Origin of the sequence: Paraburkholderia terrae (assembly GCF_002902925.1) — a bacterium.
Lineage (GTDB): Bacteria > Pseudomonadota > Gammaproteobacteria > Burkholderiales > Burkholderiaceae > Paraburkholderia > Paraburkholderia terrae.
Window position 1 is genome coordinate 1198903 of sequence record NZ_CP026112.1, and the last position, 15055, is coordinate 1213957.

Genomic DNA, 15055 nt, shown 5'->3' on the forward strand with positions numbered 1-15055 from the left:
TACGTTTCTCATTCGGTGCCTCGGCTCAACGCCCGGCCGAAGTGTCGTGTGGCGCTTCCATTGCCACAGCATGATCGGGCTTCTGCTTTTGCCGATCGGCGAATGAATCTGCATGCGGTCGTACGCTTCTATCCGAATGCCGCTCCAGCAACGCCTCATATTGTGCGAGCACGCTTTCCCAACGGAATGCACTTTCGAAACGCTGCCTGCTTTGCTGACTCATAGCCCTCGCGGTCGCGGGGTCTGCGAGCAAGGCGGAAATATGCATATCGCAGTCGGCTTCCGTAGCGAAAAATCTTGCGTGAGGTCCTGCGACCCAGCGATTGAAGGCGTTATCGTGAGCAATTACCGCGTTTCCGGCGCCAAGGGCCTCGACGAGAGAAGGATTGGTACCGCCAACGCGGTGTCCGTGTACATAGAAATGTGCGTGTCGGCGTAGGGCCCGAAGCACAGACTGGTCGTAGATCGCACCGGGAAACAGCACTTCCTCGCTTGCTGCGCTCAACACTTCACGGTGATACGGATGCGCACCAGGATCGTATTTTCCCAGTACGACAAGTTTCGCACCACGACGGCCCCGTGAGAATGCCGTCACTATTTCATGTACTGAGTTTTCCGGCTCTGGTCGTGCAATGACCAGCCCGTAAGCGGTTTCTTTCAGCCCTAACATGTCCAAAGGCGAGCGCGCAAGATCGTCGACGGCATCAGCGCCATATGGAATCATCGTAATCTTGCGCCTCTTCACTCGTGTGGCCAGATGTGCGGCGATGACAGGATGGTCTGCGATCAAGTGGTTTCCGGTCCAGCAACCAATTCGCTCGTTAAGCCACAGCCAGACTCGTTCGTGGAGTTTCCATTTGTCGCGTCGCCACTCCAATCCGTCCATGTTGATCAGATTGGTGATGCCATGCCAGCGTAAAAGCGTGCAAAAAACTGCCGTGTTATAGCCGAGGGTCAAGACGAGCTGAGGGCGTTGGATCACCACGTTCCGCATCGACGCCCAGTCGAATTCGATTGTTCCGAGCGCTCCTCCCCGCTGTGCGGGAACGATGATCCGATGGACGCCACGCCATGTATCTTCAATCGTTGCGGGTTGCCCGGTGCTTCCTTGGCAATAGACTGTGACTTTCCATCCGCGTTTGGTCAGGTAGAGTGCAAGGCGCTCCGCGAAAGTCTCAAATCCACCATGGCTCGCAGGAATACCCCGAGTCCCCAGTATGGCCAGTTGCTTGTATGACATATCTTATATCGGTAAATGTTCAGGGATCGTATGGCGCTTGAGCTGATCGATAGCGAAGGCGTGAGGAATATTCTGTTCGACGGCGGTCGAAAATGTACTACTAGTAGGCACGAGCACCGACGAAGCCTTTAAGAATGGTCAGCACGATGATTTTCATATCCATCCAGAACGTCCAATGCTGGATGTAATACAGATCGAATCTGACCCGTGCTTCCATCGTCTCAATCGCTGCTGTTTCGCCGCGGTAACCATTGACCTGTGCCCATCCGGTGATTCCTGGTTTGATTCGATAGCGGAACATATAGTGCTGTACAAGATCTTTGTAATATTCGTCATGCTCGACCGCGTGCGGACGAGGTCCAACCACTGACATCTCCCCTTTGAGTACATTGAGAAATTGTGGAAGTTCATCGAGGCTTGTACTTCGGAGGAAGCGCCCCACTTTGGTGACACGCACATCGCCTTTTCGTGCCTGAAGGACAGAGCCTGGTGCGTCAGCCCCTTGATACATGGTGCGAAACTTATAGATCGAAAAGACATCTCCATTCATGCCTTTGCGGTACTGTCGGAACACAATGGGGCCGGGCGAAGACAACTTCACCGCAGCAGAAATTGCTAACAGTATTGGAGAAATTGCAATCAACACACACAGTGCGAAGATGCGATCAAATATCTCCTTAGGTAAGGTATCCCAACCCCGTTCAGGCGTGGCCATTACATTCAAGAGGGGGACCCCGCGATAGATACCAACCGCGCTCTCGGCAGACGTGCAGCCCTCCAGTACAAGCAGTACTCGAATATTGACGAAATCGTTCCGAAACGTTTCGAATAAATGCTCAACAGAGATTGGTTGAAATGGTGGGTTGATGATCCAGATCTCCCTGAGGTTCTGCGCCCGCATTATCTGCTCGAACGCATGCATCTCGTGTACGACCGGGATTTGATCGACGGACGTATCGTTGGGTAGAGACGGATCGAAAATCACTTCTGGAACGAATGCGTTTCTAGTCTGTGAAGCTATCCGCGCCAAGAGATCTGGTTTGGCGCCGCGTGGTGCGACGATTGCAATGCGTGTCGGTGCGAATCGCCACGAGCGGAGCATTGACGGCAGCGCATGGATAGCGCACCGTCCAACAACCAGCGCGCAAACTGCTATCGCCGTCCACCATAGCAGCCAGCGGTTTCGCAGGTCGCCGTCGGGATAGAGCTGGGATACAGCGACCAGAATTAGCTGGGCGAAGATCCAGGCAAACTGGACACGTATAACGCTGCCGAACACCGAATCGTTACGAAAGGGTTGATAAACCTTCGTCAATCTGAACGATAGAAAAGGAAGCATGAGTCCAAGCAGGCCGACAAGACCATCAATATGCGTAAACGTAGAACTATCGCGAAAGACGATGCTTTTCGAAATATAGGCAGCCCCGGAAATGCAGAGAAAGTCGGTGGCTTTGGAAATAGGTGTTAGCATCGATTTGTATGCGCCAATTACGTTCGAAAGTGGCATCCGGATCAAATGGCTTCGCGCGTTTGTGCGACGTTAGAACGCAACCGGCTGCGATACTCTGTCGGCGAAAGGTGCAAGACCTGCCGGAACAATCTCGCAAGACATTCGCCGCTTGTCAGTCCACAACGCCGCGCGATCTTGTCGACTGGCAAGTCACTCGATTCCAGCAACACCGCGGCCAGTTCGACGCGTGAACGTCGCAGATGCTCGGATGGCTTCACTCCCATTTCCGCCCTAAAGTGCCGCAAGTACGAACGATCGCTCATGCCAGCCGTCTGTGCAGCTACCGTAATGGATATCGCCTTATTGCAGTTGCGCCTGATCCACTGCGCGCTCTCGTAAATCTTCTCCTTGATCGACTTGACGCTGTTGGCTGAGATGGCGTTGAATTCTGGTGATCCGGTATCGGGAAGCTGTTCTAGCACGCGACGCAACACGGACACACCACAGTCCTGCTTGATCAATGTAAGCGCATGCCGCACAGCTGACCGCGATGCGTGATCGGATGCATTGCTGCCTGTCCCATCTACAAGCCATGCTTCACCGTGCGCAGTTGGTATGTTTGGTTTTTGAGGCTGAGCAGACGCACCAATGAACGCCAGCGATGCATCGCCGTTGTCAATCGCGAAAACTTCCTCAACCTGAGACGTCGTGCCGCGAAACCATTCACTGAGCTTTAAGTCTCTTGTGATGTGGGAGGCCGTTTCTCCGCTCGCGACGAAGACTGCCCGGGCCGAGCGAAATTGCTCAGCCGGTTGTGTCAAGACGTCGATGCTTGCCGAACTCGACACACATCCACCATGGCGCGAAACGAAAAACGTCCGATAGCAAGGCGCATCACCATGCCCGACAACCAACACCTGATTCGCCTTGTCGAATATGTCGACGATCTCGACTGCCGGCAACATCGAAAACCCGTCGAAAACGAAGATCCCGATAACGTGCGTACCAAGGCTCGCAGCCTGATTTGGAAGAGCGCGGTTCGGATTACGCGAAACCTCGTAGTAAGTCGTATTCATCAATGCCTCCCGGCCGCGTATCGGTGAGCCTTGGCGCGAAGCGTAGTTGAGCATTGAGACGAACGGTCCGGTTCGAAGCTCTGTCACTAGCTTAAGCACACGCTACATAGAGGCGCAGAGAATACGAATCCATTTCTGCAAGTCCTATCGGACAATTCCGATTCACGGTGTAGAAGTTTCGTGCAGGAGAGCTTTAGCGAAAATACGCGACGAGACCTCGAACTTCCCCTACAGACCAATTCAATCCCACGAATTGATGCACCATTCGTGGGCATTTCACAACGAATTTCAGCCCTGTCCTGACTTCAACTAGACGACGCGATGGCGCTCGGGCAGCATCACGTCCGTTGCACGCACCCCTAACCGGAAGTGCGTGCATACAAAACGGCAAAAAGCTGAACAAATAGTAAGCATGCCGAACAAAAAATGTTAAATCCAGAACACACGCCAACCACCATATCTACCAAAATCGGAGATCGTCCAATGAAGAAACAGGTCATCGCGCTGGCCGCTACAGCCGCCTTCACCGCTCCCGTTTTCGCGCAAAGCAGCGTCACGCTGTACGGCGTGATCGACGAAGGCGTCAACTATACGAATAGCGTCAACGGCCACAGCGTCGTCGAATTGCAAAGCGGCTACGCGCAAGGCAGCCGTTGGGGCCTGAAAGGTGCAGAAGATCTGGGCGGCGGCAACAAGGCAATCTTCCAGCTCGAAAACGGGTTCGACCTGAATAGCGGCCGTCTGGGGCAGGGTGGCCGCATGTTCGGCCGTCAGGCGTACGTCGGCGTGTCGAATGACCGGTTCGGTACGGTCACGTTGGGCCGCCAGTACGATTCCGTCGTCGACTATCTTGCGCAAACGACGTCGAACGGCAACTGGTCCGGCTATCTGTTCTCGCATCCGTTCGATAACGACAACACGGACAACTCGTTCCGCGTCAACAACACGGTCAAGTACGCAAGCCCGGACATCGCCGGCTTCCAGTTCGGCGGCACGTATAGCTTCAGCAACGACGTGAATTTCGCCAACAACCGTCAGTACAGCTTCGGCGCGCAATACGCGACGGGCGGCTTGTTGCTTGCCGCCGCTTACCTGCAGGCGAACAACACGGGCGCAACGTCGAGCGGCGCGATCGCAACCAACGACGCCAGCTTCCTCGCCCAGCGCATGCGTGTATTCGGCGGGGGCATCAACTACACGTTCGGCTCGGCGACGGTCGGCTTTGCCTACACGAACTCGGACTACCACAACCCGACGGGCAACGGCTATCTCGGCACGCCTGGCGCGATCGTCGCGGCTGGCTCGACGCTCAATCGCCTGCGGTTCCAGAACTTCGAACTGAATGCGAAGTACCAGTTGACGCCCGCGTTCTATGTCGGCGGCGAATACGTGTACACGCTGGAGAACTACGATTCATCGACGGGCAGCGTCAAACCGAAGGTCCATACGGTCGGCCTGATGGCGGACTACAACATCTCCAAGCGCACGGACTTCTACGTTCAGGGCGTGTACCAGAAGGTCGCGGGCGACAAGACGAATTCGATCATGGACAACGCGTTTATTCTTGGCACGCAGGCTCCGTCGTCGACGTCGAACCAGCTCGCGTTCCGCGCAGCGATTCGCCACAAGTTCTGATCGCGCATGTAGCAAGCGACATTCGTGTCGTGAGATTTCCACGCATTTCCCGTCGCGCTTCATTTGAAGCCCGACGGGTTTTTTTATTCGCGCATCTCGTTCGCCGCTGCGCATTCATTCACAAACAGATGAAGCGCCGCGTACTGCAGCAACATGATGGTCTTGCCGTCCATGATCTCGCCGCACGCGACCATCGCTAGTGCATCGTCGAAGGGCAACTCGAGTACTTCGATATCTTCGCCTTCATCGGCGATTCCGCCGCCACGGCTGATGCGCGCATCGGCATCGTATTCGGCGACAAAGAAGTAGAGCTTCTCAGTCACCGAGCCCGGACTCATGAACGCCTCGAACACCTTGCGCACGCGCTCCACGCGATAGCCGGTTTCCTCTTCGACTTCAGCGCGAATCCTTTCCTCCGGCGATGCCTCTTCGAGCAGGCCGGCGGGCGTTTCGATCAACATCCCTTCATGTCCGTTGACGAACGCAGGCAAGCGGAACTGCCGTGTCAGCACGACGGTCCGTCGCCGCGGATCGTAGAGCAGCAGCGTCGCACCGTTGCCGCGATCGTAGGTCTCGCGGCTCTGTCGCTGCCAGCTGCCGTCGGCGCGCCGGTAGTCGAAGGTGTTCTTCTTCAGCACGTACCAGTCGTCGGATAGCACCTGCACATCGACGAAACGCACGCGGTCAGCCGTGTTGCCCATGAATCCTCCTTGTCTCGAACGGAATCATGGTATCGTGCAGATTCGTGCAATATCAAGAAAATTCGTGCAATTCCGAAAAAGCGACACCATCAGACAAATCGATGCTGACTTCCCAACGTAAGAATCTGATTCTCGATGCGCTTCAGCGCGACGGCCAGGTGCTCGCCAAACCGCTGAGCGAGGCATTCGGCGTCTCGGAAGACACGGTGCGCCGCGACCTGCGCGAGCTCGCCGCAGAGGGCAAACTGCAGCGCGTCCACGGCGGCGCATTGCCTGCATCGCCAGCGGTGGCGAATCTGGCGGGGCGCCAGGCGATCGGCTCGGAAGCGAAGGCGGCGATCGGCCGGGCCGCCGCGCGGATGATCGCGCCGGGCCAGATCGCCTTCATCGACGGCGGTACGACTGCCGTCCAGCTGGCGCGCAATCTCCCCGCCGATCTGCGCGCGACCATCGTGACGCACAGTCCGAGCGTCGCTGTCGAACTCGCGGCGCACGAGGCGCTGGAGGTGGTGATCATCGGCGGGCGGCTGTTCCGTCATTCGATGGTGACGATAGGGGCGGCCGCGATCGAAGCGCTCGGCCATATCCGCGCCGATCTGTACTTCATGGGCGTGACGGGCGTTCATCCCGAGGCGGGCTTGAGCACCGGCGATCTCGAAGAGGCCTACGTGAAACGCGCGCTGGTGGCGCGCGCGGCGGAGACGGTCGTGCTCGCATCGTCGGAAAAGTTGAATGCCGCGTCGGCGTACATGATTGCGGGCATCGACGCGGCGAGCACGATCATCGTCGAGAAGGGCGCGCCCGCGTCGACCACGGCGCCGTTCGAAGCGCTCGGCGTGACGATCGTGCGCGCGTGAATCGAGTGGACTCTATTGCTGCTCGAGAAAGCGCTTCAGTTCAGCGAGATCGCGTTCGACCCACTTTGCGTCCGCAGCGAATTGCGCGTCGCTCATGCCCGCTGTCCGGAACAGCGTACACAGCACTTCGCTGCCTTCGCGGTTCGCGACCACGCGCATCGGTATATAGATCTCGTCTCCCTGTCCGGTGCTCACATAATGATCGAGCACGCCATACGGATTGCGCGGCGTGAAGCGCACGTCGACGGATTTGCCGTCCGCGCTTTCGAACGTCCATCGCGTGCCTTCGCCGCGCAACGGCTTGCCGAGCCCCGACGCCCACTGTGCGAAGGACAGCGGATGCTCCATGAACGCGTACACCTCGCGCGAGTCGCGCGCGATCGCCACGCTGATCGTTTTCGATTCGCTAATGTCGGCCATTGACGTCTCCATGCTGTTGAAACGGCGGGGTACTTCTCAAGTTTCGCGCGCGCGGTGCCGATATGAGATAGAGCGGCTTTATGACGCGTGGTTTAAAAGGCAGTCGATAGGCTATCGATCTACCTGCCATCCACCGAAAATTACCGCGATTAAACATTTTGTATCAGAGTGTTCGCGCGCCGCGTTTTCCGGCGCCTGCACTTTACAATGCGGCTTTAATTTAGAAGGCTATTCCGACCCCTTTAGCGGAAGATCGCATCAGATATGACGCGGCCCCGAGCGAGATGACGGATTGGCCCCGGCAACGTGCCGGACGGTTGAGGCCGCAACGAGGCGGCATGCTGCGCGCCTCCCGCGGGTGTCTTTCGACATCTGCTGATTGGGCGAGCCGCACGCATCCGGTCTTTGAACGAATCATGCGGGAGAGCATATGTCGAAGAATGGATTCGACAGGACCTGGGCCAGTTTCGCGAGCTTCACGCTCGCCTTGATGTTGGGCGCCTGCGCGCATGTCGGCGAGCAGGACGCGAAAACGAACGATGCGGCATCGGCCGCGCAAACGACAGCCGATCCGGCGCCCGCGGCGCCTGCGACCCAGATGGTCGCGCAGCCGGTTCCGCCCGTCGTCTATAAGGTGCGTCGCGGCGATTCGCTGGCGCGCATCGCGCGTAGCCATAACGTCACGGTCAAGCAAGTCCTCGCGTGGAATCATCTGAAGCCGTCCTCGCGCTTGCATATCGGGCAGGCGCTGAAGGTGTCGTCGCCGGATGCGGTGAAGATGGTCGCCGTTCCAGCCGGTCCAGCCGGTCCGGCTCCGGCCCAGGGCGCGACGCCGCTCAACGCAAATGGCGCCGCAGCGGCTTCGAGCGGCACGTCGGGCGCATCGAGCAGCACGGCAGGCGGTGCTGCCAGTAACACGACCGCCACTTCGAACACGACGGCATCGGCACCCGCAACAGGCGCCCCTGCACCGAGCCCCGCCGACGCCCGCGAAGTGAACGCCGAACTGGCGCGCCACGCGAAGGGCGTGTCGCTGATCTGGCCAGCGCAAGGCAATGTCGTCGAAGGCTTTCAGGCTGGCGAGACGCGCGGCATCGAAATCGGCGGCAAGCCAGGCGACCCGATCCGCGCGGCCGCCGACGGCAAGGTCATGTACGCCGGCACGGGGCTGAACGAGTACGGCAGTCTCATCATCGTCCAGCACAACAAGGATTTCCTGACGGCCTACGCGCACAACCGCAAGCTGCTCGTAAAGACGGGCGATATCGTGCGCAGGGGTCAGCAGATTGCCGAGATGGGCAGCGAGAACAACTCGCGCGTGTCCGTGCTGTTCGAACTGCGCCGCGACGGCAAGCCGATCGATCCGATGCCGTTCCTGCCGCATCAGCGCGGATAAGGCTCGCGTCGGCCTAACCCGCCGACGCTCAGTCTAACCACCGCAACACTGCGGCGACGATCGCCTCCGGTGCGTCTTCCTGCATCAGATGTCCGGCATTCTGCACCGGCTGAAAACGCGCGTCCGGAATCACGCTGGTCAGATGCCGCCCGCGTTCGATGGGAATCCACTGATCGTCTTCGCCCCACAGAATCTGCGTGCGGCAGCGTATCTGCGGATAACGCGCTTCGACCTCATCGGTGTAGCGCTGGTCCATCTGCGCGATCTGTCGATAAAACGCCGGTTGTCCCACGTCGCCGAGCCACGGCGTGACGTAGGGCGCAAGCTCGTCGTCGGTGATGGTCCTTGCGAGCGCGCCGCGAATGTACGCGTTGACGACGGCTTCATGGATATACGCGGGCAGCCCGGCAAAAGCCGCCGCATGCTCGCGCACATGCCGCACGAATGGCGAGCCCCACGGCGCGACCGCGACGGGATCGATCAGCGTAAGGCTTCTGTAGTCGCAACCGTCGATCAGATGCGCGCGCAATGCCGTCGCGCCTCCAAAGTCATGCGCGACGACATCGGGCGCATCGAGTCCCCAATGTTCGAGCAGCGCGGCAAGCAAGCCGTTCTGCACGCCGAGCGACACATCCTCGCCTTCGCGCTTCTCCGATTGTCCATAGCCGAGCAGGTCGTACACATGAACCGTGCGGTCATGTGCGAGATGCGGCGCGATCCGGTGCCATACCCATGATGAAAACGGCGTGCCGTGTATCAGTACGATGGGCGGCCCATCGCCGAAGACCCGATAACGAACAGTTTGATCGCGATACGTGAACTGCTGATCGAGCGTCCAGTGTGTCATGCGTGTTCAACTCCGTTCGACATTCGTGCGAGTGTGGTTCGTTTTTGAGTCGATAACGCCAGGCGTGCGCTGCAGCGCAATGTGCGCTCCCGCAGATTCTCACCTTTGCGAATCTGCAATCTGCCGGAAGTCATTCAGGCGTACTGCATTCCGCGTTTCATCGCACTTGAAGCGGACTATGCAAAGGTGAGGCAATGCAGGAGCCCATGCCAGTTTCCGTTTCTCATACATCGACTCAAATGCGAAACAAACGAGTCGATTAATCAACCCGCTTCAAGCGATTTCAATATCGGCGCGATTTGTCCATGCGCATGCAGTATGTCAGGACTGTTCTGCAAAATTTGCCGATAACGCGGCAGGAAAATATTGCCTGGTAAGTCTTCTGAGAAAAGACCGACAACAGATTCAACGGCGCCAAAACGATCGGCGCTGGTTGCTTCATCGTCATCGAGAATCTCGTCGACATTCGCGATCATCACCGACAACGGATTGAGCCAGCGAAAGCCCGATCCATTGATCAGCACCTGCAGGAACGCCGCGGGCGTCACGGGGCCAAACTCCTTCTCATACAAGGCGCGCTCGTGATCGAGTATCGCCTTATGCAGCACGAGTAGCGGCTTGCGTATCTCGCCAAGAAACTGAATGGCGCGCTCGTCGTTGATCTTCATTGTTTGACTCCGGAAGCAGTAATGCATTGAAAGATACGTGAAGCTGGCTTGCATGTATGAGATGGAAGAAAATGCGCATTTCGAATGAAACATTCATTGAACTGCCCAGAGCCGAAGCGAAAGAGCAAGCGCAAAATAATCGCTTCGTCGTCTGCGTTCCACATCAGAAACCATGCCGGTTGCTTTTTTATAGGCAACTGAACGATGCTATGCTGGCGGCGCCCATTATGAAGATTCGCTGAACATAGCAGTCTGTCTGCGTGACGGTGTCCGATAGTGGAAGCAGCGTCTTCCGGTCAAACCCCAGGCACACGTCATCAACCTCCCGGACATGCAAGACGAACACACGGCAACCTTGCTCGACTATTACACGCGACATCAGACTTCCGTGCAATGGCGCGGCTTTCTGACCGCACTCGCCGAAGAGTTCGAGACGCAGATTGATACGTCACAGTTGCGCGTGCTGATGTCGCGCATTGGCGCGCGCTTTGCTGCGAAGCACCCGGCGGGCGAGTGTACGACGCTGGACGATCTCGCTGCGTTTCTCAACAGCATATGGTCCGGGCTCGACTGGGGTTTCGTTCGCCTTGCCGAACGGGACGACTATCTGTCCATCGAACATTGCTGCGCGCCGCTTGCCGCGTTCGGTGAACGGGCCGCGCCGTGGGCTTCCGCTTTTCTCGAAGGCGCGTATCAGCACTGGCTGCACGAACTGGGCGCGGGCTCGCTGGCACTACAGGAATATCAAAGCGCCAACGCGCACACATACGAATTCAGACTGTTGAAGGCGCCCTGACTAAACTAGACCCCAACGACGACGTTAACCATATAGTGAAACAGTGGGCGGACAGCTAGCGCTGTCGCAGTACAGGGATGCGCAGGACAAGCAGAGGAAACATCATGAGCGTTTCAGACGACGTCGGTAATCTGTTCCGGCGCTTCGGTGGCGACGCCGGGCAATATCAGGAGGTGACGCGTGACGACGACGCGAAGCATGCCGCGCTACGCTGGCCATTGCTGAACGCGCTCGACATCGCGCACGTCGGGCCCGTGCCGGACGCGGGCCGTCCCGCGTCGCCGGCGGTGCGCGCCGAACCGGCACCTCAGGCGTCGCCCGCACCCGCGGCGCAACGGGCAGACACGGTCGCCACGCCCGCCGGCTCCGAATCCACTGGACCGGCGCGCCCGCCGCTATTCGCGCGCGGCCATCGCCATGCGTCGATGCCGCCGCCCGTCGCTCCCGCGCAAATGGGCGCGAATCGCTTCAGCCCGCCGCCCACCGTCGCGGCTACTGCCGATCGCACCAATGCCGCAGCCAATGCGCCGAGCATGTCGGCCGCGCCCGCTGCTCAAACACCCGCGCCCGTCCCGCCTGCATCGACGGTTGCCGCAGCGCCTGCAACGCCCCCGGCTTCGCCGGCGTCGCGCGATGCCGCGCCGCAGCGCGAAGCACAACCCGTCCAGGCCGCCCCTTTTTTCGCACAAGGCCAAACGTTTGCTCGTGCCCCATTTGAGAATCCCGCCGTGGAAGCCGCGCGTGCCAAGCCGCAGGCGACCGCGCGGCAGCAGGGCGGTTCGATCCTCTCGGGGCTGTTCGGCGGCACGAATACGTCCCAGCCGGAGGCACCCGCCAACGCGCCGTCAAAAGACCTGTCATCGCTGTTCGCCCGCCTGTCGCATGGCTCGGCGGCGCCTGGCCGTGTACTGCGCGACACCTTCAGATCGCGCTTCAAGGCGGATGGTGACGCATGAGAGTCGTTTCCGTTGTTTCGGCTAAAGGCGGTGTCGGCAAGACGACGCTCGCCGCGAATCTCGCCTCGGTGCTGGGCTCGAACGGACGCCGCGTGATCGCCGTCGACTTCGATCCGCAAAACGCGCTGCGTCTGCACTTCGGCATTCCCATCGACAACTATGACGGCGTCGCCCGTGCGACGCTCGCGGGCGCATCGTGGCGCACGGTGATGTTCGACGGGATCGACGGCATTACGGCGCTGCCGCATGGCGCGCTGAACGAAGACGACAGGCGCGTGTTCGAAGCGCAGCTCGACGCCGATCCCTATCTGATCCGCGAATCGCTCGACGCGCTCGCCCTCGATGCCGACGACATCGTGCTGATCGACACGCCACCGGGCGCGACCGCCTACACGCGCGCCGCGCTGGTCGCCGCGGACTTCGTGCTGAACGTCGTGATCGCGGATGCCGCTTCCTATGCGGCGATTCCGCAGATGGAGCGGCTGATCCAGACTTACGCGTTGCCGCGTCAGGACTTCATCGGCTACGGCTACGTGATCAACCAGGTCGACCAGAGCCGCAGCCTCACCAAAGACGTCGTCAAAGTGTTGCGCGATGCGCTCGACGACCATCTGTTCCCCGGCGTGATCCATCTCGACCAGGGCGTGAGCGAATCGCTTGCGTACGACACGACCGTGATCCACTACGATCCGCACAGCCAGGCGGCCGCCGATCTGCGCGCATGCGGGGACTGGCTGGGCACGCGCCTGAACGGTCAGGCCAGGCTGCCGAGGAACGTCGCATGAGCACCGCTCCCGAAGACATCCTCGACGCCGCCGACAACGCGGCGCCGCGCCGCTCGCGTTTCGATCGCCTCGCGTCGCATCTGATCGACGGGCGCATTCTGGGCAGCAAGCCCGTCACGATCCTGCTCGTGCTGTTCGCGCTGGCGGCGCTGTTCTTCGTGTTCACGGTGCCGCTCGCGTTCGGCGAGCAACTCACCTTTGCGATCTGCTGCTTCGTCTGTGCGATGCTGTTTCGCCGCGCGCAAGGGCACTACGCGACGCTCGTGATGATCATGCTGTCGGTGATCGCGACGGGCCGCTATATGTACTGGCGTCTGACGGAGACGACATACTGGGAACGGCCGCTCGACGCCGTATGGGGTCTGCTGCTGGTGTCGGCGGAAGTGTATGCGGCGCTCGTGCTGATGCTCGGATACTTCCAGACCGCGTGGCCGCTCAGGCGCAAGCCGATGCCGCTGCCTTTGGACCGCAGCGCCTGGCCGACCGTCGATATTTTCATTCCCACTTATAACGAGCCGCTGTCGGTGGTGAAGCCGACCATCTACGCGGCGATCGCGCTGGATTATCCAAAAGACAAATTGTCCATTCACGTGCTCGACGATGGCCGCCGCCCAGAGTTCAAGGCCTTCTGCGAGGAAGTGGGCGTCGCGTGGACGATCCGCTCGCACAATCGCCACGCGAAGGCGGGCAACATCAACGAGGCACTGAAGATCACCGACGGCGAATACTTCGCGATCTTCGACTGCGATCACATCCCCACACGTTCGTTCCTGCAAGTGGGCTTAGGCTGGTTCCTGCGCGACAAGAAACTGTCGATGCTGCAGACGCCGCACCATTTCTTTTCCGCCGATCCGTTCGAGAAAAACCTTGGCACGTTCCGCAAGGTGCCGAACGAAGGCGAACTGTTCTACGGTCTCGTGCAAGACGGCAACGACCTGTGGAACGCGACGTTCTTCTGCGGTTCGTGCGCGCTCTTGCGCCGCACGATGGTCGAGGAGATCGGCGGCATCGCTGTCGAGACCGTGACGGAAGACGCGCATACGGCACTCAAGCTGCACCGCCGCGGCTACACGACCGCGTATCTGTCGATCCCGCAGGCAGCGGGCCTGGCGACGGAAAGTCTCGGTGGCCACATCGGCCAGCGCATCCGCTGGGCGCGCGGCATGACGCAGATTTTCCGCATCGACAATCCGCTCACGGGGCGCGGCCTGTCGTTCGGCCAGCGGCTGTGCTATCTGAACGCGATGATGCACTTCTTCTACGGCATCCCGCGTCTGGTGTTCCTCACCGCGCCGTTATCGTTCCTGTTCTTCAACGCGCACATCATCCAGGCGGCGGCGGGCACGATCGCGATCTTCGCGCTGCCGCACATGTTCCACGCAAACATCACGAACTCGCGGATGCAGCAGAAGTTCCGCCATTCGTTCTGGTCCGAAGTCTATGAATCGGTGCTCGCGTCGTACATCACGGCGCCGACGCTGCTCGCGCTGATCAACCCGAAGCTCGGCAAGTTCAACGTGACGGCGAAGGGCGGGCGCATCGACGAGCAGTACTTCGACTGGGGCATTTCGCGTCCTTACCTGATTCTGCTGGCGCTGAACCTGCTCGGCTTCATCGTCGGCTGCGTGCATATCGCGCTGAATTCCAGTTCGCATAGCGAAGTGCAGACGACGGTGCTGAACCTCGCGTGGACGGGCTACAACATGCTGATTCTCGGCGCGAGCGTCGCGGCGGCGCGCGAGCAGCGCCAGGTGCGCTCGACGCATCGCGTGGCGATGCGCATTCCGGCGTCGCTGCGCTTCTCGACGGGCCGCACGCTCGTCTGCGAAACGGTTGACTACGCGGAAGGCGGCGTCGCGCTGCAATTGCCTGCCGCCATCCAGGTGCCGCTGCACGAGAGCGTGGTCGTGTCGCTGTTTCGCGGCCACGAAGAGTTCGTGTTTCCCGCCGACGTCACGTACTCGGTGCCGGGCCGCGTCGGCCTGAAGTTCGCGCCGATGACGCGCGAGCAGGAACTCGACTTCGTGCAGAGCACGTTCGCGCGCGCCGACGCCTGGACCGGCTGGGCCGAAGGGCGCGAAGTCGACACGCCGCTCAGGAGCCTGTCGCATGTGATGCGGGTTGGCGTGGGCGGTATCGGCGGGCTGTTCGAACATCTGTACGCCGACCTGCGCACATGGAGCGGTAGACGCAAGACCGCAGCAAACGACACGAAGAATGGAAAATAA

Annotated in this window: 15 protein-coding genes; 8 read left to right on the forward strand and 7 right to left on the reverse strand. The window is 59.8% G+C overall.

Features of this window, described 5'->3' with window-relative positions; translation table 11 throughout:
• Positions 1-25 precede the first annotated feature (25 nt).
• From C2L65_RS21600 to C2L65_RS21610, 3 genes are all read right to left on the reverse strand, one after another.
• Positions 26-1240: a DUF1972 domain-containing protein gene (locus C2L65_RS21600; RefSeq protein WP_063769795.1), complete on the reverse strand. Its 1215-nt coding sequence runs from the start codon at positions 1238-1240 to the stop codon at positions 26-28.
• Positions 1241-1340: 100 nt separating this feature from the next.
• Positions 1341-2711 (reverse strand): undecaprenyl-phosphate glucose phosphotransferase, encoded by a 1371-nt coding sequence (locus C2L65_RS21605; RefSeq protein WP_042314268.1) that lies wholly within the window; start codon positions 2709-2711, stop codon positions 1341-1343.
• 41 nt (positions 2712-2752) lie between these two features.
• Positions 2753-3766 (reverse strand): helix-turn-helix domain-containing protein, encoded by a 1014-nt coding sequence (locus C2L65_RS21610; protein WP_042314291.1) that lies wholly within the window; start codon positions 3764-3766, stop codon positions 2753-2755.
• A gap of 483 nt (positions 3767-4249) precedes the next feature.
• On the opposite strand from C2L65_RS21610, the gene C2L65_RS21615 reads away from it, so the two are divergent.
• Entirely contained in the window at positions 4250-5401 is a 1152-nt protein-coding gene (locus C2L65_RS21615; RefSeq protein WP_042314267.1) for a porin, read from the forward strand.
• 83 nt (positions 5402-5484) lie between these two features.
• Here the strand turns inward: C2L65_RS21615 and C2L65_RS21620 are convergent, their stop codons facing one another.
• The gene (locus C2L65_RS21620; RefSeq protein ID WP_042314266.1) at positions 5485-6102 is read right to left on the reverse strand and encodes an NUDIX domain-containing protein; all 618 of its coding nucleotides are present in this window, start codon (positions 6100-6102) and stop codon (positions 5485-5487) included.
• Between the two features lie 101 nt (positions 6103-6203).
• On the opposite strand from C2L65_RS21620, the gene C2L65_RS21625 reads away from it, so the two are divergent.
• Complete coding sequence (locus C2L65_RS21625) at positions 6204-6959, forward strand: DeoR/GlpR family DNA-binding transcription regulator (RefSeq protein WP_233446589.1); 756 nt, start codon at positions 6204-6206, stop codon at positions 6957-6959.
• A 12-nt stretch (positions 6960-6971) separates the two neighbouring features.
• Here C2L65_RS21625 and C2L65_RS21630 read toward each other — a convergent pair whose 3' ends face one another.
• Positions 6972-7379, reverse strand: coding sequence for a hypothetical protein (locus tag C2L65_RS21630; protein ID WP_042314264.1), 408 nt, complete (start codon positions 7377-7379; stop codon positions 6972-6974).
• A gap of 430 nt (positions 7380-7809) precedes the next feature.
• Here C2L65_RS21630 and C2L65_RS21635 point away from each other — a divergent pair, with 430 nt between their 5' ends.
• Complete coding sequence (locus C2L65_RS21635; RefSeq protein WP_042314263.1) at positions 7810-8775, forward strand: peptidoglycan DD-metalloendopeptidase family protein; 966 nt, start codon at positions 7810-7812, stop codon at positions 8773-8775.
• Between the two features lie 28 nt (positions 8776-8803).
• Here the strand turns inward: C2L65_RS21635 and C2L65_RS21640 are convergent, their stop codons facing one another.
• Together C2L65_RS21640 and C2L65_RS21645 are read right to left on the reverse strand one after the other, a co-directional pair.
• Entirely contained in the window at positions 8804-9622 is an 819-nt protein-coding gene (locus C2L65_RS21640) for an alpha/beta fold hydrolase (RefSeq protein ID WP_042314262.1), read from the reverse strand.
• 263 nt (positions 9623-9885) lie between these two features.
• Positions 9886-10290, reverse strand: coding sequence for a hypothetical protein (locus C2L65_RS21645; protein WP_425273191.1), 405 nt, complete (start codon positions 10288-10290; stop codon positions 9886-9888).
• A gap of 71 nt (positions 10291-10361) precedes the next feature.
• On the opposite strand from C2L65_RS21645, the gene C2L65_RS21650 reads away from it, so the two are divergent.
• From C2L65_RS21650 to bcsA, 5 genes are all read left to right on the forward strand, one after another.
• Positions 10362-10532: a hypothetical protein gene (locus C2L65_RS21650; protein WP_156132380.1), complete on the forward strand. Its 171-nt coding sequence runs from the start codon at positions 10362-10364 to the stop codon at positions 10530-10532.
• Between the two features lie 89 nt (positions 10533-10621).
• Positions 10622-11086, forward strand: a complete 465-nt coding sequence (gene bcsD / locus C2L65_RS21655; RefSeq protein ID WP_042314259.1) for a cellulose biosynthesis protein BcsD — start codon at positions 10622-10624, stop codon at positions 11084-11086.
• A 104-nt stretch (positions 11087-11190) separates the two neighbouring features.
• Complete coding sequence (bcsP, locus tag C2L65_RS21660) at positions 11191-12042, forward strand: cellulose biosynthesis protein BcsP (RefSeq protein ID WP_042314258.1); 852 nt, start codon at positions 11191-11193, stop codon at positions 12040-12042.
• Positions 12039-12827, forward strand: coding sequence for a cellulose biosynthesis protein BcsQ (gene bcsQ, locus C2L65_RS21665; RefSeq protein ID WP_042314257.1), 789 nt, complete (start codon positions 12039-12041; stop codon positions 12825-12827). The genes bcsP and bcsQ overlap by 4 nt, the downstream gene beginning before the upstream one ends.
• Positions 12824-15055, forward strand: a complete 2232-nt coding sequence (gene bcsA / locus C2L65_RS21670) for a UDP-forming cellulose synthase catalytic subunit (RefSeq protein ID WP_042314255.1) — start codon at positions 12824-12826, stop codon at positions 15053-15055. Before bcsQ ends, bcsA begins: the two co-directional genes overlap by 4 nt.

What these genes read in the sequence shown, in the direction of transcription:
- C2L65_RS21630 (WP_042314264.1), bottom strand. Translation starts at nt 7,379, where the DNA reads ATGGCCGACATTAGCGAATCGAAAACGATCAGCGTGGCGATCGCGCGC.
- C2L65_RS21635 (WP_042314263.1), top strand. Translation starts at nt 7,810, where the DNA reads ATGTCGAAGAATGGATTCGACAGGACCTGGGCCAGTTTCGCGAGCTTC.
- C2L65_RS21625 (WP_233446589.1), top strand. Translation starts at nt 6,204, where the DNA reads ATGCTGACTTCCCAACGTAAGAATCTGATTCTCGATGCGCTTCAGCGC.
- C2L65_RS21645 (WP_425273191.1), bottom strand. Translation starts at nt 10,290, where the DNA reads ATGAAGATCAACGACGAGCGCGCCATTCAGTTTCTTGGCGAGATACGC.
- bcsQ (WP_042314257.1), top strand. Translation starts at nt 12,039, where the DNA reads ATGAGAGTCGTTTCCGTTGTTTCGGCTAAAGGCGGTGTCGGCAAGACG.
- C2L65_RS21640 (WP_042314262.1), bottom strand. Translation starts at nt 9,622, where the DNA reads ATGACACACTGGACGCTCGATCAGCAGTTCACGTATCGCGATCAAACT.
- C2L65_RS21615 (WP_042314267.1), top strand. Translation starts at nt 4,250, where the DNA reads ATGAAGAAACAGGTCATCGCGCTGGCCGCTACAGCCGCCTTCACCGCT.
- bcsA (WP_042314255.1), top strand. Translation starts at nt 12,824, where the DNA reads ATGAGCACCGCTCCCGAAGACATCCTCGACGCCGCCGACAACGCGGCG.
- C2L65_RS21610 (WP_042314291.1), bottom strand. Translation starts at nt 3,766, where the DNA reads ATGAATACGACTTACTACGAGGTTTCGCGTAATCCGAACCGCGCTCTT.
- bcsD (WP_042314259.1), top strand. Translation starts at nt 10,622, where the DNA reads ATGCAAGACGAACACACGGCAACCTTGCTCGACTATTACACGCGACAT.
- C2L65_RS21620 (WP_042314266.1), bottom strand. Translation starts at nt 6,102, where the DNA reads ATGGGCAACACGGCTGACCGCGTGCGTTTCGTCGATGTGCAGGTGCTA.
- C2L65_RS21650 (WP_156132380.1), top strand. Translation starts at nt 10,362, where the DNA reads ATGCGCATTTCGAATGAAACATTCATTGAACTGCCCAGAGCCGAAGCG.
- bcsP (WP_042314258.1), top strand. Translation starts at nt 11,191, where the DNA reads ATGAGCGTTTCAGACGACGTCGGTAATCTGTTCCGGCGCTTCGGTGGC.
- C2L65_RS21605 (WP_042314268.1), bottom strand. Translation starts at nt 2,711, where the DNA reads ATGCTAACACCTATTTCCAAAGCCACCGACTTTCTCTGCATTTCCGGG.
- C2L65_RS21600 (WP_063769795.1), bottom strand. Translation starts at nt 1,240, where the DNA reads ATGTCATACAAGCAACTGGCCATACTGGGGACTCGGGGTATTCCTGCG.